General features: G+C 37.9%; 21 protein-coding genes. 14 read left to right on the forward strand and 7 right to left on the reverse strand.

Annotated features, from left to right (window positions below):
• From P176_RS0111170 to P176_RS0111195, 6 genes are all read left to right on the forward strand, one after another.
• Positions 1-1,134, forward strand: a complete 1,134-nt coding sequence (locus P176_RS0111170; protein ID WP_026754791.1) for an FIST signal transduction protein — start codon at positions 1-3, stop codon at positions 1,132-1,134.
• On the forward strand, positions 1,134-2,198 hold the full coding sequence (locus P176_RS0111175) for an ATP-binding protein (protein WP_026754792.1): 1,065 nt from the start codon (positions 1,134-1,136) through the stop codon (positions 2,196-2,198). The genes P176_RS0111170 and P176_RS0111175 overlap by 1 nt, the downstream gene beginning before the upstream one ends.
• A complete protein-coding gene (locus P176_RS0111180) occupies positions 2,185-2,505 on the forward strand; it encodes a histidine kinase (protein WP_026754793.1) in 321 nt (106 codons plus the stop codon). The genes P176_RS0111175 and P176_RS0111180 overlap by 14 nt, the downstream gene beginning before the upstream one ends.
• A gap of 5 nt (positions 2,506-2,510) precedes the next feature.
• The gene (locus P176_RS0111185; protein WP_026754794.1) at positions 2,511-3,221 is read left to right on the forward strand and encodes a LytTR family DNA-binding domain-containing protein; all 711 of its coding nucleotides are present in this window, start codon (positions 2,511-2,513) and stop codon (positions 3,219-3,221) included.
• A 91-nt stretch (positions 3,222-3,312) separates the two neighbouring features.
• On the forward strand, positions 3,313-5,775 hold the full coding sequence (locus P176_RS0111190) for a DUF4114 domain-containing protein (RefSeq protein WP_026754795.1): 2,463 nt from the start codon (positions 3,313-3,315) through the stop codon (positions 5,773-5,775).
• 413 nt (positions 5,776-6,188) lie between these two features.
• On the forward strand, positions 6,189-6,938 hold the full coding sequence (locus P176_RS0111195; protein ID WP_026754796.1) for an SDR family NAD(P)-dependent oxidoreductase: 750 nt from the start codon (positions 6,189-6,191) through the stop codon (positions 6,936-6,938).
• Between the two features lie 150 nt (positions 6,939-7,088).
• Here the strand turns inward: P176_RS0111195 and P176_RS0111200 are convergent, their stop codons facing one another.
• A complete protein-coding gene (locus tag P176_RS0111200; protein ID WP_026754797.1) occupies positions 7,089-9,152 on the reverse strand; it encodes a tetratricopeptide repeat protein in 2,064 nt (687 codons plus the stop codon).
• A 153-nt stretch (positions 9,153-9,305) separates the two neighbouring features.
• Here P176_RS0111200 and P176_RS0111205 point away from each other — a divergent pair, with 153 nt between their 5' ends.
• From P176_RS0111205 to P176_RS0111215, 3 genes are all read left to right on the forward strand, one after another.
• Positions 9,306-9,584, forward strand: a complete 279-nt coding sequence (locus tag P176_RS0111205; RefSeq protein WP_026754798.1) for an STAS domain-containing protein — start codon at positions 9,306-9,308, stop codon at positions 9,582-9,584.
• Positions 9,585-9,610: 26 nt separating this feature from the next.
• Positions 9,611-10,858 (forward strand): oligosaccharide flippase family protein, encoded by a 1,248-nt coding sequence (locus P176_RS0111210; protein ID WP_026754799.1) that lies wholly within the window; start codon positions 9,611-9,613, stop codon positions 10,856-10,858.
• Between the two features lie 119 nt (positions 10,859-10,977).
• Positions 10,978-12,210, forward strand: coding sequence for a glycosyltransferase (locus tag P176_RS0111215; protein WP_026754800.1), 1,233 nt, complete (start codon positions 10,978-10,980; stop codon positions 12,208-12,210).
• Here the strand turns inward: P176_RS0111215 and P176_RS0111220 are convergent.
• The 3 genes from P176_RS0111220 to P176_RS0111230 are packed head-to-tail and all read right to left on the reverse strand — an operon-like array spanning position 12,188 to position 18,005.
• Positions 12,188-13,705 carry a glycoside hydrolase family 2 TIM barrel-domain containing protein gene (locus P176_RS0111220; protein WP_026754801.1) on the reverse strand — a complete coding sequence of 506 codons (1,518 nt, stop codon included), beginning with the start codon at positions 13,703-13,705 and terminating at the stop codon, positions 12,188-12,190. The two genes, P176_RS0111215 and P176_RS0111220, sit on opposite strands and share 23 nt — an antisense overlap.
• Positions 13,699-14,919: a hypothetical protein gene (locus P176_RS0111225; protein ID WP_037348906.1), complete on the reverse strand. Its 1,221-nt coding sequence runs from the start codon at positions 14,917-14,919 to the stop codon at positions 13,699-13,701. The genes P176_RS0111220 and P176_RS0111225 overlap by 7 nt, the downstream gene beginning before the upstream one ends.
• A complete protein-coding gene (locus P176_RS0111230) occupies positions 14,916-18,005 on the reverse strand; it encodes a membrane protein (protein ID WP_026754803.1) in 3,090 nt (1,029 codons plus the stop codon). Before P176_RS0111230 ends, P176_RS0111225 begins: the two co-directional genes overlap by 4 nt.
• Before the next feature lie 179 nt (positions 18,006-18,184).
• Here P176_RS0111230 and P176_RS0111235 point away from each other — a divergent pair, with 179 nt between their 5' ends.
• The 4 genes from P176_RS0111235 to P176_RS0111250 all read left to right on the forward strand — a co-directional run bounded on the left by P176_RS0111235 (position 18,185) and on the right by P176_RS0111250 (position 21,557).
• Positions 18,185-19,378: a response regulator gene (locus tag P176_RS0111235; protein WP_026754804.1), complete on the forward strand. Its 1,194-nt coding sequence runs from the start codon at positions 18,185-18,187 to the stop codon at positions 19,376-19,378.
• 19 nt (positions 19,379-19,397) lie between these two features.
• Positions 19,398-19,892 carry a glycosyltransferase gene (locus P176_RS19350; RefSeq protein WP_051605470.1) on the forward strand — a complete coding sequence of 165 codons (495 nt, stop codon included), beginning with the start codon at positions 19,398-19,400 and terminating at the stop codon, positions 19,890-19,892.
• 2 nt (positions 19,893-19,894) lie between these two features.
• Positions 19,895-20,899, forward strand: a complete 1,005-nt coding sequence (locus P176_RS0111245) for a type I phosphomannose isomerase catalytic subunit (protein ID WP_369793768.1) — start codon at positions 19,895-19,897, stop codon at positions 20,897-20,899.
• A 79-nt stretch (positions 20,900-20,978) separates the two neighbouring features.
• Entirely contained in the window at positions 20,979-21,557 is a 579-nt protein-coding gene (locus P176_RS0111250; protein WP_026754806.1) for an alkylphosphonate utilization protein, read from the forward strand.
• Here the strand turns inward: P176_RS0111250 and P176_RS20565 are convergent.
• On the reverse strand, positions 21,554-21,697 hold the full coding sequence (locus P176_RS20565; protein ID WP_026754807.1) for a hypothetical protein: 144 nt from the start codon (positions 21,695-21,697) through the stop codon (positions 21,554-21,556). The two genes, P176_RS0111250 and P176_RS20565, sit on opposite strands and share 4 nt — an antisense overlap.
• A 263-nt stretch (positions 21,698-21,960) precedes the next feature.
• Between P176_RS20565 and P176_RS0111260 the strand changes: the two genes are divergently transcribed.
• Positions 21,961-22,242 carry a hypothetical protein gene (locus P176_RS0111260; RefSeq protein ID WP_026754808.1) on the forward strand — a complete coding sequence of 94 codons (282 nt, stop codon included), beginning with the start codon at positions 21,961-21,963 and terminating at the stop codon, positions 22,240-22,242.
• A 94-nt stretch (positions 22,243-22,336) separates the two neighbouring features.
• Here the strand turns inward: P176_RS0111260 and P176_RS0111265 are convergent, their stop codons facing one another.
• Together P176_RS0111265 and P176_RS0111270 are read right to left on the reverse strand one after the other, a co-directional pair.
• The gene (locus P176_RS0111265) at positions 22,337-22,810 is read right to left on the reverse strand and encodes a DUF4440 domain-containing protein (protein ID WP_026754809.1); all 474 of its coding nucleotides are present in this window, start codon (positions 22,808-22,810) and stop codon (positions 22,337-22,339) included.
• Between the two features lie 126 nt (positions 22,811-22,936).
• Positions 22,937-24,037, reverse strand: coding sequence for a DUF4407 domain-containing protein (locus P176_RS0111270; protein ID WP_026754810.1), 1,101 nt, complete (start codon positions 24,035-24,037; stop codon positions 22,937-22,939).
• Positions 24,038-24,170: the final 133 nt, after the last annotated feature.

Raw genomic sequence — 24,170 nt, forward strand, 5'->3', positions numbered from 1 at the left:
ATGAAAGCAGTACAAGTTGTAAAACATAAAGATCAAGATTGGCATTACGTTGGAGAACAACAGGACTTAAAAGCACCATTAGTATTGGTTTTTGGCAATAGATTGATGTTGGAAGATGCAAACATTTATAACGAGGTTAGGGCGTTTTTTCCTGAGGGTCATATCATATTTGCTTCGGCTTGCGCTGGGATTTCTTCAAATACGGTCAATGAGGAAAGTATTACAGTAACCGCAATTGAATTTGAAAAAAGCCAATTTCAAATTAAAACCAGTAATGTTCTCAATGCAGATCTAGACAGTTTTAAAACGGGCAGTGACTTGATCAAGCAATTTCCAGAAGAGGGATTGAGATATGTGTTTGTGGTTTCCGAAGGGAGTTTTATTAATGGAAGTCAGCTTACCAAAGGTATGAGTAGTGTAACCGAAGATAATTTATTGATCACCGGTGGTTTGTGTGGAGATGATACTCGCTTTGAAAAAACACTCGCCTCTTACAATGAAAACCCGAAAGAAGGAGAGTTAGTGGCCATTGGTTTTTACGGTGAGTCTTTAGAAATCACCTTTTCCATTCATGGTGGATGGACACCCTTTGGTCCAGAACGCATCGTTACAAAATCAAAAGGCAATACGCTTTATGAATTAGATGGTCAACCAGCATTAGATTTGTACAAAACCTATTTGGGAGATAAAGCAAAAGACCTGCCTGGAGCTGCGTTGCTATATCCTTTAAATGTCACTTCTGTAGATGAAACACAGTCTATTGTGAGATCCATTCTCAATATTGATGAAGTTGATAATGCCGTTATTTTAGCTGGAGATATTCCAGAACATTCTAAAGTACAACTCATGATGACCAATGTAGATAACATTGCAAACGCATCAGAAAGAGCTGCATCACAGGCGCTAGAATTTAGAAAAAACGATCCTGAAATAGCCATCTTGGTGAGTTGTATTGGCAGAAAATTAGTCTTGGACCAAAGGGTTGAAGAAGAAATTGAAGAGGTTATAGCAGTCATCGGTAATAAGGCGGTAACTTGCGGCTTCTATTCCTACGGTGAAATTGCTCCGTTTCATGGTGAGGTAGCGTGTCAATTGCACAATCAGACCATGACCATAACCCTAATGAGCGAATAATGAATTCTTTGCTAAAACGTCAAATACGTAAATACTTAAGTGAAGATCTAAAAAACAAAGAAGAGCTCTCTGCGTTTATCAATGCCGTAGATCGCTCTTATGATAATTATGATGAGCAATCTGCCATGATCCAAAGGGCCATGGGGATCAGTTCTGATGAATTATATACGGCTAACCAACAACTACGACAAGAAGCAAGAGCCCAACAAGAAGTTATTGATAAATTAAAACGGGTCATTAACACTTTAAAATTCTATAACCTTCCAGAACAAAAGACATCGGGACAGGTAGAACTTGACGGACTCAAATTGGTGGAGTTTATCGACAATCAAACGAGAGAAATTATCGAAATCAATAAACAGAGCGAGAAATTGATGAGTGAACTTGCTCATCAAAACCAAGAGCTTAGTGATTATGCCCACATGGTATCCCATGATTTAAAATCGCCTTTAAGAAGTATCGATACCTTGACCACTTGGTTAAAAGACGATTATGCTGATAAATTTGATGCCCACGGAAATGAGAGTCTCAAACTCATTAGAAACAATGTTGAAAAGATGGATAAGCTCATCAACGGCATCCTCGAATATTCTACTATAGGAAAAGCACAGTTGGAAGTTTATGATGTAGACGTAAATAAATTGGTCGATGAGATAGTAAAAATCATTCAAGTTCCAGATCATGTTACTGTAAACTATATGGAGCTTCCTGTCATTAGAGGCGATAAATTTCGATTACAACAGCTCTTTCAAAATCTCATTACCAATGCCATTGCCTATAATGATAAAGACCAAGGTCTCATAGAGGTTGGCGTTAGTGAAACAGAATTCTGTTGGGAATTTTATGTTAAAGATAACGGCAAGGGTATCGATGAAGCTTATTTCAACAAAATATTTAAAACCTTTGAAAAGCTCGAAACTACAGGTAACTCAACAGGTATAGGTCTGTCCATTGTCAAAAAAATTGTAGATGTATACGGCGGCAAGATTTGGCTTAATTCTGTAGTGGGAGAGGGGACTACTTTTTATTTCACACTAAAAAAACAACCCAATGGAAACGCCTAACATGTCTTACATACACAGTATGTCTGGAGGAGATAAAGCCTTTGAAGCAAAAATTATCGGGATCATTAAAAGTGAATTTCCCGAAGAAAAACAAGTCTATGTAGATCAAATGTCTGCAGGTCAATTTAAACCTGCGTCAGAAAGCGTACATAAACTTAAACATAAAATTAGTATTTTAGGCCTAGAGAAGAGTTATGAAGTTGCAGTAGCCTTTGAAATGAATCTTTTGGAAGGGAGCACAGCCCGTCAAGATGAATTTGAAGCCATCTTAAGCAACATGACTCAATTTATAGAACGGCTTAACTAACTTATATGAATTGTATTATTATTGATGATGAGGCAACGGCCCGCGCCATTATCCATCAATTGTGCGCGCAGGAAGGTAGTCTTAATGTGGTTGAAGAGTTTCCAAATGCCATCCAGGCCATGAAATTTTTAAATCAAAATACTGTAGATCTCATTCTTTTAGACATTCACATGCCAGATTTTACGGGCTTTGATTTTATTGAAACACTCAAGAGTCCACCAAAGATCATACTCACCACTTCAGATCCCAATTTTGCAATTCAAGCTTTTGAGTATGATTGTATTGTAGACTATTTGGTCAAGCCCATCACTCCAGAACGTTTTGAAAAGGCTATTGTAAAGGCCAATTCAAAAAGCATTGCAGCGCCGTCTTTCGAAGCCAACGAAAAGGTAGAAGTAAGCTCTGGTAATGATCTCTATGTTAATATCGATAGACGACTCATCAAAATAGACATTCCCAGTATTTATCTCATTGAGGCCAAGGGCGATTACATTAATGTCAAGACCGAAACGCAAAATTACACCGTACATTCTACCTTAAAAAAGATTGAAGATAAACTCCCAGACGAGTTGTTCTTAAAAGTACATCGCTCCTTCATCATCAACATTAAGAAAATTATAGATATTGAAGATAACAGTGTGCTCATCAAAAAAGATGTCATTCCTGTGAGTCGTTCTAATCGACCAGAGCTGATGAAACGTCTTAACTTATTGTAATTTCCATTCACCTACAGTAAAACTGCAACCATCGAAAATTAGAAAAAATAAGCGATGCTGAGGATACCTTTGTGATATAAATTTCAATATCATGAAACAAATCCTACTATTAATATTTACAATTTTTTCGACAGTTACTTACGCACAAAACTACCAGTACCTTGGAGACTTTACTGCAGACGGTACGCCGCTGTATTTAGAAAGCCCCAGAGATATCGTTTCTCAAGAAACCATGGACATGATCAATGGGTCGTTGCCAGAAGGCTATCCCGTTCCAGATTTTAATCCGCATTACATTTCCTCAGGGTATGATACCGATGTCATCATCAATCAAACCGCAGACGTTTGGGTCACCTTTGTGAGTGAAGGAGCAGGTTATAGAAACGTATTGGGTTTTTATACCTATGACGTCAATAATCCATCTCCAACGGCACCAGAGCCAGAAGACATTACCATTGTTTTTCCAAATGCCTCCGCATATGGTAGTGGTGGCGGATTATTAACAGGAGATAAAGTGAGCATCGGTAATTTTTCGCCCGGTACCGGCATAGGTTGGGTATTACTAGCCAATGCTTGGGACCCGAGTACGAGTGCTGTTGGCAGTGGTCTTTGGCAATTATATTCTAATACAGATTATAACCCAGAGGCAGAAGAAAATTTGAGATATCACAACGTTCTTTTGAATGACCCTGAAAATGAACGAGTAATTTTAGGTTTCGAAGATATTAGAAGAGATTGGGCAAGTTGTGATAATGATTTTAACGACGCTATTTTCTATGTTACCGCCAATCCTTATGAGGCGATCAAAACAGTAAATTACGCCGATGTGGCTAGTGCAAGAGACGTGAGTTCTGCCAATGATGGTGGTTTAGAAAGCAACGGTAATTTGGCACAGGCTATTGCCAAAAGAAATCTGAAACGTCAGCAAAATGGCAATGTGCTTAATAAAAAACAGTTACAAACCCAATATAATGAACAAGCTGTACTTGCCATGCGTAACGGCAGTGATGCTTCAGATGAGGTAACTTTAGATACTTACTTGCCAGAAACTGGTATGTACGGTACAGAGAGTGCTTATATCTCAAGCCCTACTGATTTGTTGGGTATTACTAACGCTTCGGAAATTTTCTCTGTAGACTTTTATGAAGCAGACAAGCGCGTGTCGGCAGTACTGGCAACAGCAACTCAAGGCGCAGTTTATGATCATTCTAAGGTAATTTGCGATCGCTTGAACAGCTCAAGTCTAGAAGATGTAAGAACCGTTATGGTAAGAGGCCATCAGGTCATCAGTTCTAAATTAGTGCGTGCTTCTGGAGAAACAGAGTTTTCGTTGAGTTTTTCAGTAAAATTAGGAGAAGCGTCGAACGAGTTGTTCAGCTTTTGGAACATTGCCCAATACCCAGAAGGGGACTATTACAACTTTCAAATTTGGGGAAGCTCATTTTCACAAGTGTTTTCCATTGGTAATCATATTATAGATACCTTAACCGAAGAGAAACCATTGACCAGCCAAACCTTAAGTAACGTGGCGCCCCCAGTATTTGTAAGCTCTGGATATTACACTAAGGGAAACTTACATTTAAACGTTATCAATAAAATAAATGCAACTACGGTCACTTTTGAAGGGAGTATTGCCACTACCGAAGTGTCTGAAAGAAGTACAAACACACAAATTATAAGCTTAACTGGAGATTGGTTTGACAGTGTAACCATTGCCACAGGTCAGTTGTTCGATATTGGCTTTTCATTAAGCACAGACAGCGCTGCCCAACAAGATGCTTTGTATCTAGCAGATGGCCCTTGGGGATTAGATTATCAAGAAGAAGCGGTAGATGTAAATCAATTCGAAATTGCCAATACAGCACTAGAAAGTGATGCTAATCTATATCATGTAGAACGTGAGCCAAGTGTTACGGGTGAGGCAAAAGGCACCATCAATCTGTTTAGACATCTGTTGGCAGGAGACCAAGCGCTCTCTGTAGAAGCGTATCAAGGTTTTCAATTTGAGATCCAAAATACACATCCAGTAGAAGTCATTTTGGAGCAAGAGGACTTAGAAGATTGGAACGACCGTTTACGTTACATAATTCCAGCTCATACAGAAGCGACCTTTTACAGTATCCCCTTTACAGACTTTATGGACGGTAGCGGTAACCCAGCAATACTCACTAATGTAAAGACCATCGTGTTTTCATTACACGGTAATTATAGTACCTATGCACCTTTTGCATTACAAGTAAATCAAGTGGCTTTTAATGCTTCGGAAACATTACACATTGAAACTGCTGAAGTCGAAACCAATCTCAGGCTATCGGCCTATCCTAATCCATTGACTGCGGAGACCACGATACAACTAACTTCGGACCAAAGCGACACACTTATAGTTATGGTCTATGACCAATTAGGAAAAACTATTTACAAAACCGAAGTTCAGGTTACCCCAGGAAATAATAAGATTAAGTGGGAAAAGGAGAGCCTAAACTCTGGCATTTATATCTTAAAAGTGATCAGCCAACATCAAAGTTATCATCCTTTGAAATTAATAGCAAATTAAATCCTATGGTTGATTCTTGACCCATTTTCTTAATGAGAGATTTGAACATGAAAATGGGTTCAAGTGAAGGCAAAAGCGAAAGCTTTTGCCTTTTTTATTGCAAAAAATGCATATAAATGTATGTCTTGAATTAGATATAATTTGAAAACAGAACCTATATATAGCTTATTAAATCATCGTAAGTATAGGAAAATATTCATATCCGTAATTTTTTGTAGCTTCAGGATATTTCATTTTATTGAGGTTGGCGCATTTCTGCTAAAATAAATGCCTTTAGAGCAAAACATAATCTCTTTTGGCAATTCTCTTTTTACAGAAATATGTAATTTTAAAGAACTTTGACGCTTATGTCACGGCTTACAAACAGAACTATTGGTTGTACATAACGACCATTACTTTATAAAACATTACATATGACAGTACTAGAAAATAAAATTGCCTTGGTAACGGGTGCAGGATCAGGAATAGGTAAAGCAATAGCGATACTATATGCTAAGGAAGGTGCCAAAGTCATCGTGAATGACATCAACGAAGAACACGGAAATTCTGTTGTGGACCTCATCACTTCAGAAGGTGGAACGGCATTTTTTATTAAGGCAGACGCTTCTAAAGAGAAAGAGGTTAAAACCTTGATTCAAAAAACAGTAGAAAAATATGGTAGATTGGATATTGCCTGCAATAATGCTGGTATTGGAGGAGAACAAAACCTCACGGGAGACTACTCTATAGAGAGCTGGAACAACGTGGTTGATATCAATTTAAACGGGGTGTTCTATGGTTGTAAGTATGAACTGGAACAGATGGAAAAAAATGGAGGTGGCGTTATTGTGAATATGGCATCTATTCATGGTACAGTAGCTGCACCAATGTCTTCACCGTATACGGCTACAAAACACGCCGTTGTAGGATTGACCAAAAACATTGGGGCAGAGTATGGACAAAAAAACATTCGTTGCAATGCTGTTGGACCAGCATATATTAAAACCCCATTATTAGAAAATTTAGACTCTGAGATGTTGGAAGACCTGAAGTCTAAGCACCCGATGAACAGATTAGGGAAACCAGAGGAGGTCGCAGAATTGGTACTGTTTTTAAGTTCTGAAAAATCTTCATTTATGACTGGTGGTTACTACTTAATCGATGGCGGATATACTGCGGTTTGATTGAGAAATTAAATAGAATGAGAGTTGCCGATGCTTCTTGTTATGAGACATTGTGTTTGATTAGCTTGTGTTTTTTCAGTTAATCAATAAATGAAATATAGATGACCTGATTTAAAATCAGATATCATATTGCCTAAACATGCTTAGCTTTTACCGCTTATAAACAGGTTTGTTTGTTAAGATCCATTTTAAACGTAAGCCAATTTCGGTAAAGGTAAAACCAGCAGCAGTTGCCGAAGCAATATTACTTCTCGTGCCAAAAGCATTGGCCATACAACGCTCTGAAAACTTATAACCCAATTTGGCCTGAATACGGTAGGTGCTCTGTTTGGCCCCATCTTCAATATATTGGAGACCTGTAGCAGCCGTCAACTCATAAAATAACTGATTTGGTTTAGAGGCATTCTCATCTTTTATAATGTTTAAAAAGACCTCACCGGCATTAAATTTCTCTGGACTAAAGTAAATAGTAGGCACTTGATCCTTAAATGTGATGTACTGGTAATTAAACCCAACTTTTAGAGAGGGCTTAGCAAGTAGGTTATAATATAAGGAAGTGAATAATAGGTTTCTTGCGTTGCCATCATTTTGAGTGGTGTAAATGTATTGCGTAAACCAACCCAAGTTAAAGTTAGTACCAAGATTGTAGTTGGTGTAAATGTTGTTTTGAACAATCTCACGGTCTAATAAGTCGGCATTAAAACTTTGGATCTCACGTTTGTAACCAATATCTAAAGTTTGCAGTTTAAAAGGCTTGATATTAAAGAATACATTGGTGAGCAATTGGGTATAGTCCGTACTTTGAGCATTTGCTGAGGTTAAGCCTGTGGTTCCTGTAAAAGTTACGTTATGTAACAGTTGGTAAGATAGGCCCACAGAAACGTCATTAGAGTTAGCTTTGTTCTTGGTCACCGTATTATTGGTGGTTCTATAGTTATAACTTCCTAAAAGGCTAAATCGCGTTGATAACGGGAATGACACATTGGTGTTAAAGGAGTAAGCTTTATTGTCTCCATTATCAAAGGTATAAGAGGCTCTAGAATCTGATGCTGGTGAGAAATAAGTGTCTAAAATGTTTATGAAGTTTTTGGCATCTTTCTGATTATCATAAAATTTAAGCGTATTCTCGGCAGAGGTATAGGCTTCATCATAATATCCCATGGCTTTTAAAGCATTTGCCTTTCCAAGGTTACCATCAAAAGAGGTGCTGTCATTTACTAAAATACGATCATAATCTTCTAAACTTTGCTTAAAATTACTTTTGTAAATGTTTAATGTCGCTCTTAAGGCCAAGATCCAATTTTCGTTGGGTTGCTGCTCCACTAGGGTTGCTATTTCTGTTTTGGCTTGTTTAAATTTCTTATTCCAAATCAAGGCTTGAATGTAGCGCTCTGTCGTTTGTTGGGTTAATGCTGTGCTGGTGCTATCTGTTATTTTGCTGAAGGCTTCTTCACTTAATTTTAAGGCATTTTTTTCTTTTCCGCCTAAGTGTGATACCAGTGCTAAACCGTTTAAAGCTTCTAATTGGTTGGAGGAATCTTCGGCAAGTCTGTCATAGGTGCCTTTTGCAAAATCCAGTTCGTTGGTGATAAGATAGAGATTGGCAAGGTTCATTAGAGTTTCTTTATCTTCTCCAAATAATTCGATGTTCTTGGTCAATAAGCGTTCAGACTCGGTGTAATTTTGAGACTGTTGGTTTTGGTATGCATACCCTAAATAGATGTATTTTTTAGAAACCATGGCGTTTGGGTTTCCTATAGACACATCCAAAGCTTTATTAACATAGGTCAAAGCACTTTCATATTCCTTCAAATTAGAAAGCGTATTGGCGTAGCCCAATAGTGCCGGGAAACTTTCTGGGGCTTCTGTCACAAGATCTTGGTAGTAGGCTTTTGCGGCGGTAAAGTTTTTGTTCCATAATAAGGACTCACCATAATTAAGCTTTACTTCAAAATCGTTAGGGTAGTCTTTTAGCAAATCGGTAAAAAGGGCATTTGCTTTTTCGGCATCGCCGTGAAGCCCAACGGCTCTTCCGTAGCACAATCGAGCGGTCTTATTTTCTGGGTAGTCTTTTAGTATGGTATCAAAAAAGGTTTCGGCTTTTGCGTAGTTACCAGTCTCTAAGTAGGTAAATCCTTCTTGCATGTCTTGTGCATTACTTATACATACAAGTAATAAAAAGAAACAATGAATAAGTGATTTTAAAGTCTTCATATCTGTTTGATTTGCTTGATTGCAAGTTAGGCACGAATTCCGCTTCATTCATCTACAGCAAACTGTCATCCGTCGAAATCAATCGGGTTTACATGGAGTTTGTCTAGATATTTGCGTCAGATACAAACAAATAATCACTTAAAATTAATCATTATGGCACTTAAAATTACACGTAACGAAAACACATTTACATTAGAGGGACAAATTAACGCATGTACCGCGAGTAACTTTAAAACACACTTTATGTTAATGCTAAATTCTATGAGAGACATTACTATAGATATTAGTAAGGTGACTGAAATTGATAGCAACGGTATGCATGCTATTAAGAGCGTCTATAACAATGCAACGTCATGGCATAAGCCCTTCTATATTATTGGAAATGGCTGTAAGGAAATTTTTCAAGATATCAGACCAAACTACGCTGCTTAATTTATAACCTACTAAAACAAATCCCCATGCAAGCAATTTCAGTTAAAATACCAAAACGAATATCTCCAGAGCAAATGTTTATGCTAAGCGTTTTAGCAGTTAACGGTGGAAATTACTTGTATAACCTTATACTTGGCAGAATTCTAGGGCCAGAGCATTTTGCAGATGCTGCAGTGCTCATCACATTTTTATTGGTCTTGTCTTTTGTGGCCATGACTTTTCAATTGGTTACTGCAAAGTTTTCAGTTGAATTTGAAGATCACACTTTCCTTAGTTTCATCTCTAAAATCTATAAAAATGCCACCATTGTAGGTATTGGATTAGGTGTGCTGATTATAGCATTTTCAAATCAATTGCAGCAGCTTTTTCATACCTCTTCATCAAGCATGTTTGTGATTTTTGGAATAGGCGTGCCACTTTATTTTTTAATGAGCGTGAATCGTGGTATTTATCAAGGGCAAAAATCCTTTAAAAATTTATCGATTACCTATCAAGCCGAAATGCTAAGTAGATTGGTAATCACTTTAGGATTGATTTTTTTATTTGACATTCAATCTTCCGTAGTGATTGCTATAGGTATTTTGGTCTCTTTTGGTTTTGGTTTGATTCCTTTTAAGCTCAACTATTTTAAATTTAAAACTGTTGGACTTATAGAAGTTACCAAGTCTAAACAAGTGCGCAGCTTCTTTGTGATCACTGCGTTTTATGAACTTACCCAAATTATCATTAACAATAGTGACATCCTTTTGGTAAAGCACTATTTTGAATCTTATGATGCCGGATTGTATGCTTCATTAGCTTTAATAGGAAGGATCGTTTACTTTATAGCCTGGATGTTCGTTATGTTGTTATTGCCAACGGTCGTTCAGCTTAAAAAAGAAGGAAAGGCTACAGCGCCAATCTTGTTTAAATATGTAGGTTACATTGCTGCGATAGCTGCTGTTATTGTGTTGGGATGTGCCTTGTTCCCTGAAACAGGAATCACCCTGTTATTTGGAGAGCGCTATCTAGCCATGGCACCATTACTTTGGAAATATGCCTTAGCTACAGGGCTCTTTGCCATCTCAAACATTTTTGCTTATTACTACTTATCTCTTGATCATTATGTACCTGTTGTGTTTTCTGGTCTTTTTGGATTGCTACAAATGGGACTGGTCATCTTTTTCCACGAGAGTCTAGCGCAAGTCGTACACATGCAAATTGCAGCTATGTTTGCCTTACTTGTTTTTCAAATGATATACTTTATTTACGATTCTAAATTGAAAGTCATTTAAGCAAAATCGAAACCTTTATTCCATTGGTCTACAGTAAAAAGCATTCCGTCTACATTGGCCAATTTTAATGCAACTTATTGCCCAAATTTGTACCGAACCCCATATTAAACTTAAAGAAAATGAAACTAGCAATTGTAACAGCATATCCGCCAAGTAAAGTAACCTTAAACGAATATGCATATCATTTAGTAAAACATTTTAGACAACAAGATGCCGTAACCGAAGTGGTGTTGTTAACCGATAAAACCGAAGGTGCAAAAGACATCACCTTTACCGAAGACGGTTGTAAGATTACGGTTAAGGAATGTTGGGCCTTCAATAGTTACGCTAATATTGTAAATGTAACTAAGGCTATTAATACCGTTGCGCCAGATGCCGTATTGTTTAATTTACAGTTTATGAAGTTTGGCGATAAGAAAATTGCAGCAGCGCTAGGATTGATGTTGCCATTGGTGTGTAAATTAAAGCGCATCCCTAACATCGTGTTATTACATAATATCTTAGAGGAAGTCGATCTAGAGTCGGCTGGTTTTACCTCAAATAAATTAATGCAAAAACTATATGGTTTTATAGGCACCACCTTAACCAAATTGATTTTACAGGCCGATACTGTGGCGGTGACCATGCAAAAGTATGTGAACATTTTAGAGCAAAAGTACAATGCTAAGAATGTCACTTTAATTCCGCACGGTACTTTTGAAATTTCTGAAGTTACTCCCAACTATAGTATCCCAGAAGGGCCTTTACAGGTAATGACCTTCGGAAAATTTGGAACCTACAAAAAAGTAGAGTCCATGATAGAAGCGGTAGAAAAAGTAAGAGCATCTACAGGTCTTGACCTAGAGGTTGTTATTGCGGGTACCGATAATCCCAACGTACCTGGGTATTTGGCCAAAGTACAAGAAGATTATAAGCATGTACCACAAGTGCTTTTTACGGGCTACGTTGAAGAATTTGAAGTGCCAATTTTATTTAATGAAAGTGCTGTGGTGGTATTTCCGTATACCTCTACAACAGGCAGTTCTGGCGTATTGCACCAGGCGGGGAGTTACGGTAAAGCTGTAGTCATGCCAGATTTGGGCGATTTAGCGCTGTTAGTACAAGATGAAGGATATAAAGGAGAGTTTTTTGACCCAACCTCTGTAACTAGTTTGGCGAGTGCCATTGAGGCTATTGTTACTAACGATGCACACCGTATTGCTCTGGGAAAAGCAAATTACGAAGCTGCAACAGCGTATCCTATGGAAAAAATTACAGGTATGTATCTAGAACATTTTAAGGCGATTATCTCTAGTAAATCGCCTCAAAAAGACGTGGTTTTAGAGTCGTCTACTGTCCAGAAATATATTTAAAGGACTCCTTTTTTTCGCCTTCAGCATTGATAAAGCCAAAATGCTTTTGAGCATTTTTTCGCCAAGGAAGTCTCCCAACGACTTCCTTTGGTATTTCAGTAAAATCGTATAAAGTCCAAGACATAAATTGCAAATCGTTATTTGCAATGATTTCTTGGACTTTTTTGTGGTAATTGGCCTGATCTTCGGTTGAAGATCCAAACGGTTTCCAAAAACCACTGTAGGAGGACATTCCAAATTCCTGAAGTACTAAAGGTTTATTGGGGATGTCTTTTCGCATGGCTTTTACAGCGGCATCCAAACCTTGGAGGTCTTCATAATAGTGAAACGAGATCAGGTCTAATTGGTCTTTTAAAATGGTTGCACTTTGGGTGTTAGACCATCCTATGGTTATTGGATGCGCAGCGTCTATGGATTTTACATGATGAATCATATTTTCAAGCCAAGACACTACATTTGATTTTCCGCGAGAGTCAAAATCTAAATTGGGTTCGTTTTTAATGTCCCAAGCTATAAGCGCTTTGTGGTCTTTAACGGCATTGATCACGATTTCGGCATGGCGCATATTCAAGGTCCAATCTAAAACCGAATAATCCCCATAAAAATCAAAGAGTGTAATAACGGCGTCGAGATTATTCGCTTCTGCAGCATCTAAGGTTTGCTTTAATTTTTCAAGTTTATCTGGGCGTACCTCGGCTTTTCCGAAGTCTTCATAAGGCACAAATAAACGCACCGAAGTTAGACCCGCTTCTTTAATGATCTTGAAATCTCGAGCAATAGTATCTTTTGAAAAGTTATCGCCATACATGTCCCAAGGCGAGGCTTGCGGATAGTAATTGATTCCCTTAATGTTAAGACCATTTGTAGCAACGGCATTATTTTCTGCTTGATAAGCCTCTGTTGCCATTTTTACAAAATGCCTGATCCGCCAAAACCCATCTTCAAGCAACATGATGATCTTATAAGTGCTCATTTCCGTAGTTTCTAAAACCAATTGCTTGTCCTTAAACACGCGCTTGTACTCCACAACATCACGGTCTGTGATTACCACTAACTGTCCGTCTTCACTAAAAAACTCCAATGTAGGATGGTGTGCTAAAGTAGTAGACTCTACCGTGACATTTTTGGCAGTATTATCTTCAATAAAATTGTATAAATTAGTTCTGGCATTATCGGTGTAATAATCCTTGATGCCTTTTGTGGTATTGGTTTTATAAGCTACATGTTTAACATACCAAGCGTCTAGGTAGTCATTTTCTATGGCGTTGAGGTTTTCTTCGTCAATCGGTCTGCCCTCGTTGGTTAGTGGGCTCCAAATCATATCAGGCAGGTATTGCTCTACTTTTTTAATTTCGGTATGTAGCATGGCGCTTCGGTCTGCTCCAGTATTTAAATATCCAAACAGCGCGCTAACACCAGAAATAATTAAGGCTATGATCATAATATATGAGGCAATTAAAATGGTACGCAGTATGTTTTTGTTAAGACCTACCATAGCGTTCTGTTATTGAAAGTTTTTGTGAGTCCTGCTGTTTTTACTATGATGTCATACCTGTCTTTCTTTAGAACATCGGGTTTGAGATAGAAATTAGCAAAACCATTAATTGAGGTGTTGGACCAAGTTTCTAAAAGCGTTCCGTCTTTATACACAAGAAGTTTCACCTGCAGCCCGTCGGGGATCATTTGTTGCATAAAACTTTGTAGAGGTCCAACATTTATGGTTCTATTGTCTTTTGAAAATGCCACATTAAATTCTGTAATGACTTGTTTGTAACTAATAGATAGGGTGTTGCTTTCTGCCATACCTTCTACGAAAGATTTTATAGACCATTGGGTGTCGTGATCTGGATGGATAATTTTAGAGGTGGCAATACCATCTACAGTAGTTCCAGAGGTCTTCAAAACATTACCATTGGGCGTGGTTATAAAAAAGTCAACAAAAGTTCCATCACTTATAATATTGTTCTGTTTATCCTTAATGATGGTCGTTGTGAAGGTGGTCATTTGATTGCCATCTGCATAATCATGTGGGCGTGTTGCGGAAATTTTAAAATCGGTTGGTATGGCTGGAAATACGTTAATAACGAACTCTTTGGAGTTGTGTTTTAAACTTTCCGAAGAAACCAACATCCGGCCGCTTTCTCGTTTTGAAAACATATTTTTATAAGCGATGAGATGTTCCGTAAAGATCACCTCAGAGGTCTCGGATTTTAAAAATTGATGTTTAGCGGTAACTGCTGTGTTCTCGGGTAGGGGATTATCTAAAGAATCGGTTGGGATGACGACGAGCATGGTATAATCGGTTCCCCCAGCTTCAATACTCGGTGGGCCAATGTAGGTTTCTAAAGAGCTCACTTGCCGTAATGGTTGTATTTCAAATTGTCCTGAAAGGGGAGAGCCCCCGTTTAAAAGCGTCCACTGTACCTTGCCCAGTTTTTTGCTAATGTGTTTAGGGATTTCGTAAGACAAGGTGTTGTTATTGAGTGTAGGAGGTATTAAGGTAGAACCATAACTGTTGGCACAATATAAATCGGGTTGCGAATTCCCCGAGGTTGAAAATTTTAATACAATACGGTGGCTGGCCTCAAACTGAGTTTGTGTGGTTATGAGTTGTATAGCATCAACAGTATCCAGTTCTTGAATAGTAGCAAATGAGGATACCATCAACAAAATGAGGAGGTAGCGGTATGTTTGTTTTAGTAATTTCAATTTGGGCTGCCGATGTACACGTTAGTTTCTATTTTAATATAGCTAAAATCTGGATGTTTGATGGGTTGCAAGACAGAGTTGCTATGATTCATAATCCGGTTGGGCACTATTTTATCTGAAATAGGAGTGTTTGGAAGCCCGTTGACAAAAATGTTTTCCATGCTGTTATTGATGGTCTCAACAGCGCTATGATACGGAATTTGATATTCAAAATCTTGTTTACGTTGTTGCCTCACACCTTCCTTCACGAACATATGATCTACCCAAATCATGTTTTTGTTTTCATCAAAATACGTAATCAGAAGTTGGGGAATGGTGATCTCCTGAAGCCCGCTATTAAATAAATGTCCCTCAACAACCGTTTCACTGACGTTTAAATCGCTGATCACGATATTCTTATATAAATCTGATCCCGAAACATTTCCCGCAGCTTGAAGGTTAAATTTAGTGGGTTGCTCTTCAAATTCTATTGGTGTAAACTCATCTGGATTAAAGGTGTCGGGAATAGAGTCTTTGGTTTTTGACCAAGCAATCCCTTCAAAATTGATTTTAAAGGCGGTAGTTTCTTTAGGCATTAATTTATGCTTTACATGATATTTGGCGTTGTAGGTGGCCAATTCTTTATTATCATCATTATATAAAGTCCCTTTGAGTACCACATCTGCAGGAACGTTGTCTATATTTTGGATGTTGCCAATAATGGCATAGTGACCATCATATTTAACAAGCTTGGCAGAAAGTACCTCAAGAACAGGTTGCTTTAAAACGTCTTCATGATGAGTTTGTTCTGTGGTAATGCGTCGTCTACCTTGATTAAAATAAGCGGTCACATTATCTGAATAGAGTTGATCTGGCGGCAAGTCGTTGTCAAAATCTTCTGGTTCTATATACCATTTTCCACGTTTTTTGGTGAGTGATTTATATTCGGCTTTACTAATTTTCTCCAAAGGTGTAATCCACTTGGTATCTACTCTTATTGTAGCTAGGCTATCGTTTTGGTGCAGTATGGTAGTTTCAATGGCATCTAGTTTGGCATAGCTGCTTAAAAGACCATCGGTTACAGAAACCTCCAGCATGTATTGTGCAATGGTCAAGTCACTTTCGGGATTCACTAAGCTGAAAGCGGTTTCAAATTCTTTAAAATCCAACGCGTCATAATAGGCTATGATGGCGTTTTCTGGACTGCGTTGCGAATCATTTTTAAGGTAAAACAAATAAAATCCATAACTAAAAACAACGGCTAAGATCAAGAACCAGATGTGTGTGATTCTAAGTATTGTTCTTGAAAACTTGGTATAGTTATTTTGAAATTTTAGAAAGTCTGGAGCTTTTTTGATTTTTGTTTTTAAGGCATTGACCCACAGCATTTGAATGTTTAAAACAAAAGCAATCAGCACGGTTAAAAACGGCATTATGCCCCAAAGTATTTTTTGCCATTTAGACACATCGTCTTTGGGTAGAATCGAAGAGACTGGTGGCACGTTTAAACGCTCCCAAACCATAATGCCATTTTCTAATTGTCTTAAGCGTTGCCATCCGCAGAAATAGAGAATGGGATCATAAAATTTATCGTTAGAAAAGATGTACTTGAGATTATACTTTTCTGGGGTGGTTAGAAACTGCTGCAAGGAGCCAATACCTGCAACGCCCTTAAATTTAGAATTTTCTAAGCGCTCAATAGGCCTTGTGGTTAATTCGGGAAGGCGTCTGGCAGAATGATAATTGCCATCAACGGTCATGGCATTGGTCTGTGCGCTTAGCCATGCCATTTGGTCTCCAAAACCTAAGGTTAAGAATCGCCATTTATCATGATCATCTTGATTGAGAAAATTAACAATGGGCAACATCTTTATTTTTTGTGGCTGAGATGGTCTAAAATATCCCAGACTCATCGTGAAAATGGTCATAAAGACAAAAAGGCCTGCGAGAATGCCTCCAGAAATTCTATGGTAGATGGCTCCAAATCGAGTTTGAATCAACGTTTTTAAGTCGCCTTGTACAAAGCGATAAGTAAATTCACCCAACAGCGGTAAGGACATGATGGAGGCCCAAAGTGTAAAACGGTCTAAGGTGAGAATATTAAAAGCTGTTTCGCCCAAAATCTTTAATGGGATTGGCGTTGTTCCACCAGTTCCTAAAACGGTTAAGATGGTCATGGACAAACCAAAAAACAAATAGCGTTTGCTGTAATATCTATAAAATATATAAGGGAGTAAAATGAGTAACACACCCCAAGGGATAAGAAAGAACACTAATCCCGACGACGTGATCTCTAGAAAATTATCTCTTGAGCCGTGCGGAATAGGAACTTGGGTAATGGGGTTAGCCTTAGAGTTGATCCAGTAGGGAAGAATACAACCCACAATAATCATTAAAGACAATAGTCCAAAACTTAAAATACGCTTAAATAGCTTGAGGAAGCTATCGATAAAAACCCTAAACGTCACGGCTTTCATTGTGTCTACTTTTTCACGAGAAACATCCATGATCACCGTGCCAATCAATGGAAAGATAAAAAAGACCATCCCAAATATGGGTGTCACATGGTGGGAGGTTACCGTAACAGAGATTAAGGAGAGCGAGGTCGCCAAATACCAATACCTACCGGTTTTTAGCCACAGGTATATTTCTGGTAAAGAGTGCATTAATACAGAAATCCCTATAATGCTTGGCAATTGGCCAAATACATGTAATGTTTCTACAAAAGACGATGAAAATACGGCTAGCAAAGCCGCATAGCCTGCAGCTGTTTTATTACTGGTTATTAATAAGGAGAACCTGTAGACCCCTGTTATAAATAAAACAATACTAATAAGTGCCACCGTAAACATCCCGAATTTTAAACCACCAATAAGGGAAAACAATCCGATGGACTGATGCACTAGCGGCGGATAGCTCATCACGGTAAAGCCGGTGTACCACTCATAGTTCCAAGGCTCAAACCAACTATGCGCATAATGGTCTGCAAAAAATAAATGAATCAACGCATCATAGGTGGTTTCCAAAGTAAAAAAAATGGAAGTTCCATGAAATGCCAATCCTAAAAGGAGAGCGCCAATTAAATATTTATTTGTGGTTTCTTTCATGCTTTGGTAAGACCAATTTAATAAAGTAAAGGTAAATAATTGAGACAGGTACACATTCATTAATCATCTACAGTAATCTACCATTCATCTACACTAATGGTTTGATTGCCTAAATATCCAATTTTGAAGCATCAATCCCGCTAATTTTGACCCAACGAAAACATTAAAACACCCCAATTATGAAAGTTTTAGCAATTGATGATCAGCAACTCGTATTGTTACCCTTACAAAAGCGTTTAATCGAAATAGGCTACGATGTAGAAATTGAAACAAATGCGAATCGCGCACTAGAGACGTATAAGTCTTTTAATCCAGATTTAGTGATTGTAGATATCAATATGCCTGGTCTTTCTGGTTTAGAGATTGTAAAACACATAAGATCTGTAGAGCATTCTGAAACCTCCATAATGGTCTTGTCAGGAAATACGCAAGATGCTATTATCACCGAGGCATTCGAAATGCGAATTGACGACTATATGAAAAAACCTCTAAGTCTTAATGAGATTTGTGCTCGTGTAAAACGTTTAATCGGTTTGCCAGAGTTGTCAAATGCAGCATCAAGTTCTAGTAATGTAATGATTCAGCAACGTTGCGTTGGGGTAGTGATTCCTTGTTATAACGAAGAAGAACGTTTGCTAAGTGAAGAATTTATCACCTATATCGATAAGCACTCTGGGTATCATTTGTGTTTTGTTAATGATGGGAGTAAAGATAAAACCTTAGAGGTGTTACATGAGCTTCAAAAAGGAAGGGAAGACTTTATTACAGTGTATGATTGTGAAAAAAATGGCGGTAAAGCAGAGGCTGTACGTTTGGGGATGTTGCACATGACGGAAAAAGAAGATTTAGATTACATCGGTTTCTTGGATGCCGATTTGTCTACAGACCTTGCCGATTTTGATGATTTGGTAAAGACTATAGAGAATTCGGAATTTAAAATTGTGAGCGGATCTCGTATCGCAAGAATGGGTGCAGATATCACAAAAGAGTCGGCGAGAAAAATTATTAGTATGACCATTAATTTCATCATTAGAAAGATCTTATCTATGGATTTTAAAGACACACAATGTGGTGCCAAGATTTTTCACAAAGATGTGATAGACGTCGCTTTTAGCAAAAAATTTGTAACCCAATGGATCTTTGATGTTGAGATTTTTAAGAGAATGACCCAGCATTTCGGATTGAAATCTGCAAAAGCCATGCTTTGTGAGCAACCTTTAAAGCGATGGATTCATGCTGATGGTTCTAAGTTGTCGATGAAAGACTCCGTAAAAATTGTAGGCCAATTAGCTCAAATTGCTTGGGTATACAGGGGTAAGAAAAAACCAGGTGTAAACAATATGGAGGTATCTTCAAAAATCACTATTGCTTAATTAGTCTAAGGCAAACCCTATGAAAACCGCACTCGTCATTATATTTTATGACCTTGAAGATCATATTAACAAACCACTGTTTCTAGAGATTGCCAAAGAACTCCGCAACACAGAGCTTTGCTTAGTTAACAATAACAGTACAGATCATACGTATTACCTGCTTAAAGACATTAAAGAAGATTGCAAAAATGTATCGGTAATCAATATCAAACGAAAGAAATCTGAGGCCAATGCCGTAAAAGCAGGTGCCAGATTTATGATCAACGAATTTGATATTAACAGCATAGGCTATATTAATGCCAACGCTATTGGTGGAAATTTTCTTACGCTAGATGTATTGTTGAGAGCGTTAAGAGACCATCAAGATCTGCTTAAAGAAGATCAAACCTATATTCTGAAACCTTACGAGAAAAAACACGCACTGATGCACAAACTATACGCCATTACAGATCGCATTAATGAACTTGATCCGGAGATGGCAATAGGGGGACTAGTATATAACGATAACCTATAACAATGAACACGATGAGACCATATCCTATAAAATTTGATCCCATTTTAAAAGAAAAGATTTGGGGCGGACAAAAACTGAATGCCATTTTAGGAAAACAAACCAACTCTAATGCCGTAGGTGAGAGCTGGGAAATTTCTGATGTAGGCGGTAATGTTTCCGTAGTGAGCAACGGCGATTATAAAGGGGCTTCGCTAAAAGCGCTAATTGCAAATTACAAAGCCGATTTTGTAGGCAAGAACAACTTCAAAACGTTTGGATATAACTTTCCGCTTTTGATCAAGTTTTTAGATGCACAATCAGACTTGTCTGTACAGGTGCATCCAGACGATGCCATGGCAGAAAAGTATCACAATTCCTTCGGAAAAACGGAAATGTGGTACATTATGGATAGTGATGAAAGTGCTAGCATTGTGATAGGTCTCAAAGATGAGAATGCCAATCCTGACATCCTAAACCACATCAATGAGGATAATGTAGCGTCTGTTTTTAATAGAGAGCAAGTTAAAAAAGGAGATAGTTATTTTATTCCCGCAGGAAAAATACATGCCATAGGCGCAGGCGTATTGGCGGCAGAAATTCAACAAACCTCAGACATTACTTACCGCGTATACGATTGGGATAGAACTGATGATGCCGGACAAAAACGTGAACTGCACACCCAACTTGCAGAAAAAGCTACCAAATCATTCCCTTCCAACGGAAAGGCCGCTTACAATTTGGAGCAAGTCAGTTATGCTAATCTTGTATCTTGTGACTATTTTACGACCAACATTTTAGAGGTCAAAAAGCAGATGCGAAAGGATTATACAAACTTAGATTCCTTTGTTATTTTTATGTGTGTAGAGGGAACTGCAGATATTACGGTTGGCAGTTATAAAGAACATTTAAAGACTGGAGAGACCATTTTGGTGCCAGCAGTAACAACAGCTGTGATGGTTGAATCATCCTCAGCAAAATTATTGGAAGTTTATATAGACCCCAAGTCCAAACCCACGCATTTAAATTGAGATTTTAAATTTGATTTTTGAGGTTTACAACCTTTTACAATACCTATATTTGCGCTCAATAGATTAAAAACAATAGGATATGAGCGTTCTTCAAACCCTTCAAGATAGAAGTAATAACACCTGTGAGCTTTGTGCTTCAGGAGTTGAGTTGTCACAATACACCATCCCACCATCTTTAAATGAAAACGTGGCCAATGACGTGCTGGTCTGTAAAACATGTAAAGACCAAATTGAAGGTACTGAGGACATGGATTCTAACCATTGGCGTTGTCTTAACGATAGCATGTGGAGTGAGCACATTGCTGTACAAATTATGGCATGGCGCATGTTACAACGATTAAGAGGAGAGGGATGGCCAAAAGATTTAGTAGACATGATGTATCTTGATGATGAAGCATTGGCATTGGCAAGAGCTACAGGAGAACACGAAGATGTTGCCGATAAAATCATTCATCGTGATTCTAACGGAGTTATCTTAGAACATGGAGATAATGTTGTGCTTATTAAAGATTTAAAAGTCAAAGGATCTAGTATGGTGGCCAAACAAGGTACGGCGGTAAGAAACATTAGATTAGATCATGAAAATGCCGAATATATTGAAGGCAAAGTAGATGGTCAGCAAATCGTTATCATTACGCAATACGTCAAAAAGGGTTAATCTTTATCCTTGTCTTTCTTAAATATCCCTAAACTTAGCGGGATCATAAATACTAAGAATAGAAACTTTCCTGTGATCAATCCATAGATGGTAATTCCTGCTAAAAGGAGATACAATAGGATTTGGTACTGTCGCTTCATTGCGTAAAATTAAGAAATCGTTTATACAACATCAACATTACGTTTCTTCGGAAATATTAAGCGTTGAACAGACGATCAATCTCCAGTATAAAATACTAAAAGACTGTTGTTTATCGGTTAAATCTGCTTGTTTTTATCTGAAATCTGACAAAACCACATCTGGTCGAAAAAATGTAATTTGCATGAAATTATTTAAGATATTTGTACTGTTAGTACTTTGATAGCAAGTCTATTGAAGGACGTTCACCCCTAAATCATTACTTATGTATCTCGAAATTAAAAATGCGAACAACTTTTTCAAGGTAAAAGGTACGCTCAACAAGAAAAATGTACATCTTTTTGAAAATGAATTCAAGTCTGTACTTGAAATGTTTAATGCCATTACAGTGAGTTTAGAAGACTTGGTCAATATTGATCGTCATGGCATAAAAGCGATTTCAAGACTTCAAAATGAAGCCTTATCAAAAAACAAGCGTTTGTCTATTATTGGAGCAGGTAACTCTAATCTTTACAGTCATTTTAAAGCTGCAGAAACTGCGGCTTAAATAAAGGCTTGGTTTTAACTGTTGGCTTTGTTATTAGTTGCTGAAAAGCATTAGTGATATTTGCATGGCGTGATATAACAAGAAATGCTCAAAGCTAGCAAGATAGGTCTGCTATAATTTTCCATTGCCCATTAATTTTTTTGAAGATAATCATGAACACGCCATTGGCATCGCCAGCGGTTCTGTTGAGATGATATTCTCCCATAACCCAATAGGCGTTATTCTCAATAGCAGAGATGTCATTGATTACAAATTTTAAGGTTCCGCTTTCTGCCGTTGTTGGGTAGCCTTTTTTATAATTGGCCAACGTATTGTCCCATCCATAGGTCAAGCCGCTGCTGCCGTAGAACTTTAGAGAATCATTTTTCCAATAACCTTCCATAAAGCCTTCTAGATCATGGCGATTCCAAGCAATTTCTTGAGCTTTCATCACCTCGAGAATTTTAGCTCTTACGTCTTTCATCTCTTGAACATTTTGTTCTTCAACAGTCAATGGTTTTGCTTGACTCTGTGCTAAACTTTGAAAAGACAGGGTTAAACAGACTAAAATAAGTATGGTGTATCTCATGACCTTCGTTTTAATTAAAAGTATAAAAACGAAGGTAAGAAACTTGAGTATCACCAAATAACGTTGAGGTTTAATTTCTAAAAATTAGAACGTAGCCTTTCATTCAAGAATAGTGAGATGCTCTTCTTATAGTGCATTCTTTTGGTGTTTAAAAAAAGCATCGGCTTGAAGTTGCATTAATTCGCGAGCTTTTTTTCTTTTGTATTGGTAGAGTTCATCTTCTTCGGCAATATCAGAATAGATACGATTATTGAGTTGTTGATCGGTTTTAAGAAGCACATGGCGCTCGTTGACTTTTTGCTCAACCCAGGTTTTAATGGCAGTTTCGGCATCTTCAAGCTTGTAATCATAGGCTCCTTTTGGAGACATTAACTTCGCGAAAATAGGAGAGGTCTCAATGGCAAGAAACAGTAAGAAGATAAAAAAAGAAGGCAACCACGGCAATGTGCCCAGAGCATCGATTCGGGCCATGAGTCCGTCAAAGCCATCAATGATAGGTTGGGTCCCACTTACTTGTGCGTCATAGTTGGTTTGCAACTCGGCTATCTGCGTTTCAATACCGCCAATTTTTTCTTTGTTCTCAGCTTTAAGTTGTTGAAAATCTGCTAAAGCCGCATCGTGTTTCTCTCGCTTTTCTTTATACACAGGGCCTTTGCCCAAACGTTCTGTGCCAGAGGTGCCTTCTGCCTCAGAAATATAGATTTGATACAGGGCATTCACTTCAGCTTCTTTAGTAGTAATTTGTGCTTGTAATGTTTCGATATCTTGTTCTAAGGCGTTAATATTGGGAGTAAACTGAGCTGCAATTTGAGTTTGATTGCTAAGGGTCATTTCGTTCTTTTGTTCAAGAAGAACTTGGTTGATTTCCTTCTCAAACAGTTTAAGTTCTAAAGGTTTTGAAATGACTATGGCAATAATTATAGCTAGAATCAAGCGAGGTGAGGCCTGAATGATTTCGTCGATGCTATGGTTTCGTTTTTTGATGGTCGAGACAATAAATCGATCCAGATTAAAAATTAAAAGCCCCCAAATGAGTCCAAAGCCTATGGCTATAAATACATTGTCAAAGACCGTAAAGAGCGCATAGCTACAAGCGATAAAAGCCATGACTGCCGTAAAAAAAACGGTAGCGCCAATGCCTGCAAATTTATTTTGCTCGCCGTTGGAGCAACTGTCTAAAATATGGATATCTGCCCCAGAGCAGATGATAAAAAACCGTTTAAGCATGATGATTTGATTTTTTGATGCGCCGTAAGACGCGTTTGATTGATGACTAGAGGATTAGAACGCTAAATAGGGGCTTTTGTTACAATATTTAACATAAAAAAACCTTTCAGTAATTTGAGCTGAAAGGTTTAAT

Origin of the sequence: Sediminibacter sp. Hel_I_10, from assembly GCF_000688335.1 — a bacterium.
GTDB lineage: Bacteria > Bacteroidota > Bacteroidia > Flavobacteriales > Flavobacteriaceae > Psychroserpens.

Coding starts and splice junctions, on each gene's coding strand:
- P176_RS0111170 (WP_026754791.1), top strand. CDS start 1: ATGAAAGCAGTACAAGTTGTAAAACATAAAGATCAAGATTGGCATTAC.
- P176_RS0111175 (WP_026754792.1), top strand. CDS start 1,134: ATGAATTCTTTGCTAAAACGTCAAATACGTAAATACTTAAGTGAAGAT.
- P176_RS0111180 (WP_026754793.1), top strand. CDS start 2,185: ATGGAAACGCCTAACATGTCTTACATACACAGTATGTCTGGAGGAGAT.
- P176_RS0111185 (WP_026754794.1), top strand. CDS start 2,511: ATGAATTGTATTATTATTGATGATGAGGCAACGGCCCGCGCCATTATC.
- P176_RS0111190 (WP_026754795.1), top strand. CDS start 3,313: ATGAAACAAATCCTACTATTAATATTTACAATTTTTTCGACAGTTACT.
- P176_RS0111195 (WP_026754796.1), top strand. CDS start 6,189: ATGACAGTACTAGAAAATAAAATTGCCTTGGTAACGGGTGCAGGATCA.
- P176_RS0111200 (WP_026754797.1), bottom strand. CDS start 9,152: ATGAAGACTTTAAAATCACTTATTCATTGTTTCTTTTTATTACTTGTA.
- P176_RS0111205 (WP_026754798.1), top strand. CDS start 9,306: ATGGCACTTAAAATTACACGTAACGAAAACACATTTACATTAGAGGGA.
- P176_RS0111210 (WP_026754799.1), top strand. CDS start 9,611: ATGCAAGCAATTTCAGTTAAAATACCAAAACGAATATCTCCAGAGCAA.
- P176_RS0111215 (WP_026754800.1), top strand. CDS start 10,978: ATGAAACTAGCAATTGTAACAGCATATCCGCCAAGTAAAGTAACCTTA.
- P176_RS0111220 (WP_026754801.1), bottom strand. CDS start 13,705: ATGGTAGGTCTTAACAAAAACATACTGCGTACCATTTTAATTGCCTCA.
- P176_RS0111230 (WP_026754803.1), bottom strand. CDS start 18,005: ATGAAAGAAACCACAAATAAATATTTAATTGGCGCTCTCCTTTTAGGA.
- P176_RS0111235 (WP_026754804.1), top strand. CDS start 18,185: ATGAAAGTTTTAGCAATTGATGATCAGCAACTCGTATTGTTACCCTTA.
- P176_RS19350 (WP_051605470.1), top strand. CDS start 19,398: ATGAAAACCGCACTCGTCATTATATTTTATGACCTTGAAGATCATATT.
- P176_RS0111245 (WP_369793768.1), top strand. CDS start 19,895: ATGAACACGATGAGACCATATCCTATAAAATTTGATCCCATTTTAAAA.
- P176_RS0111250 (WP_026754806.1), top strand. CDS start 20,979: ATGAGCGTTCTTCAAACCCTTCAAGATAGAAGTAATAACACCTGTGAG.
- P176_RS20565 (WP_026754807.1), bottom strand. CDS start 21,697: ATGAAGCGACAGTACCAAATCCTATTGTATCTCCTTTTAGCAGGAATT.
- P176_RS0111260 (WP_026754808.1), top strand. CDS start 21,961: ATGTATCTCGAAATTAAAAATGCGAACAACTTTTTCAAGGTAAAAGGT.
- P176_RS0111265 (WP_026754809.1), bottom strand. CDS start 22,810: ATGAGATACACCATACTTATTTTAGTCTGTTTAACCCTGTCTTTTCAA.
- P176_RS0111270 (WP_026754810.1), bottom strand. CDS start 24,037: ATGCTTAAACGGTTTTTTATCATCTGCTCTGGGGCAGATATCCATATT.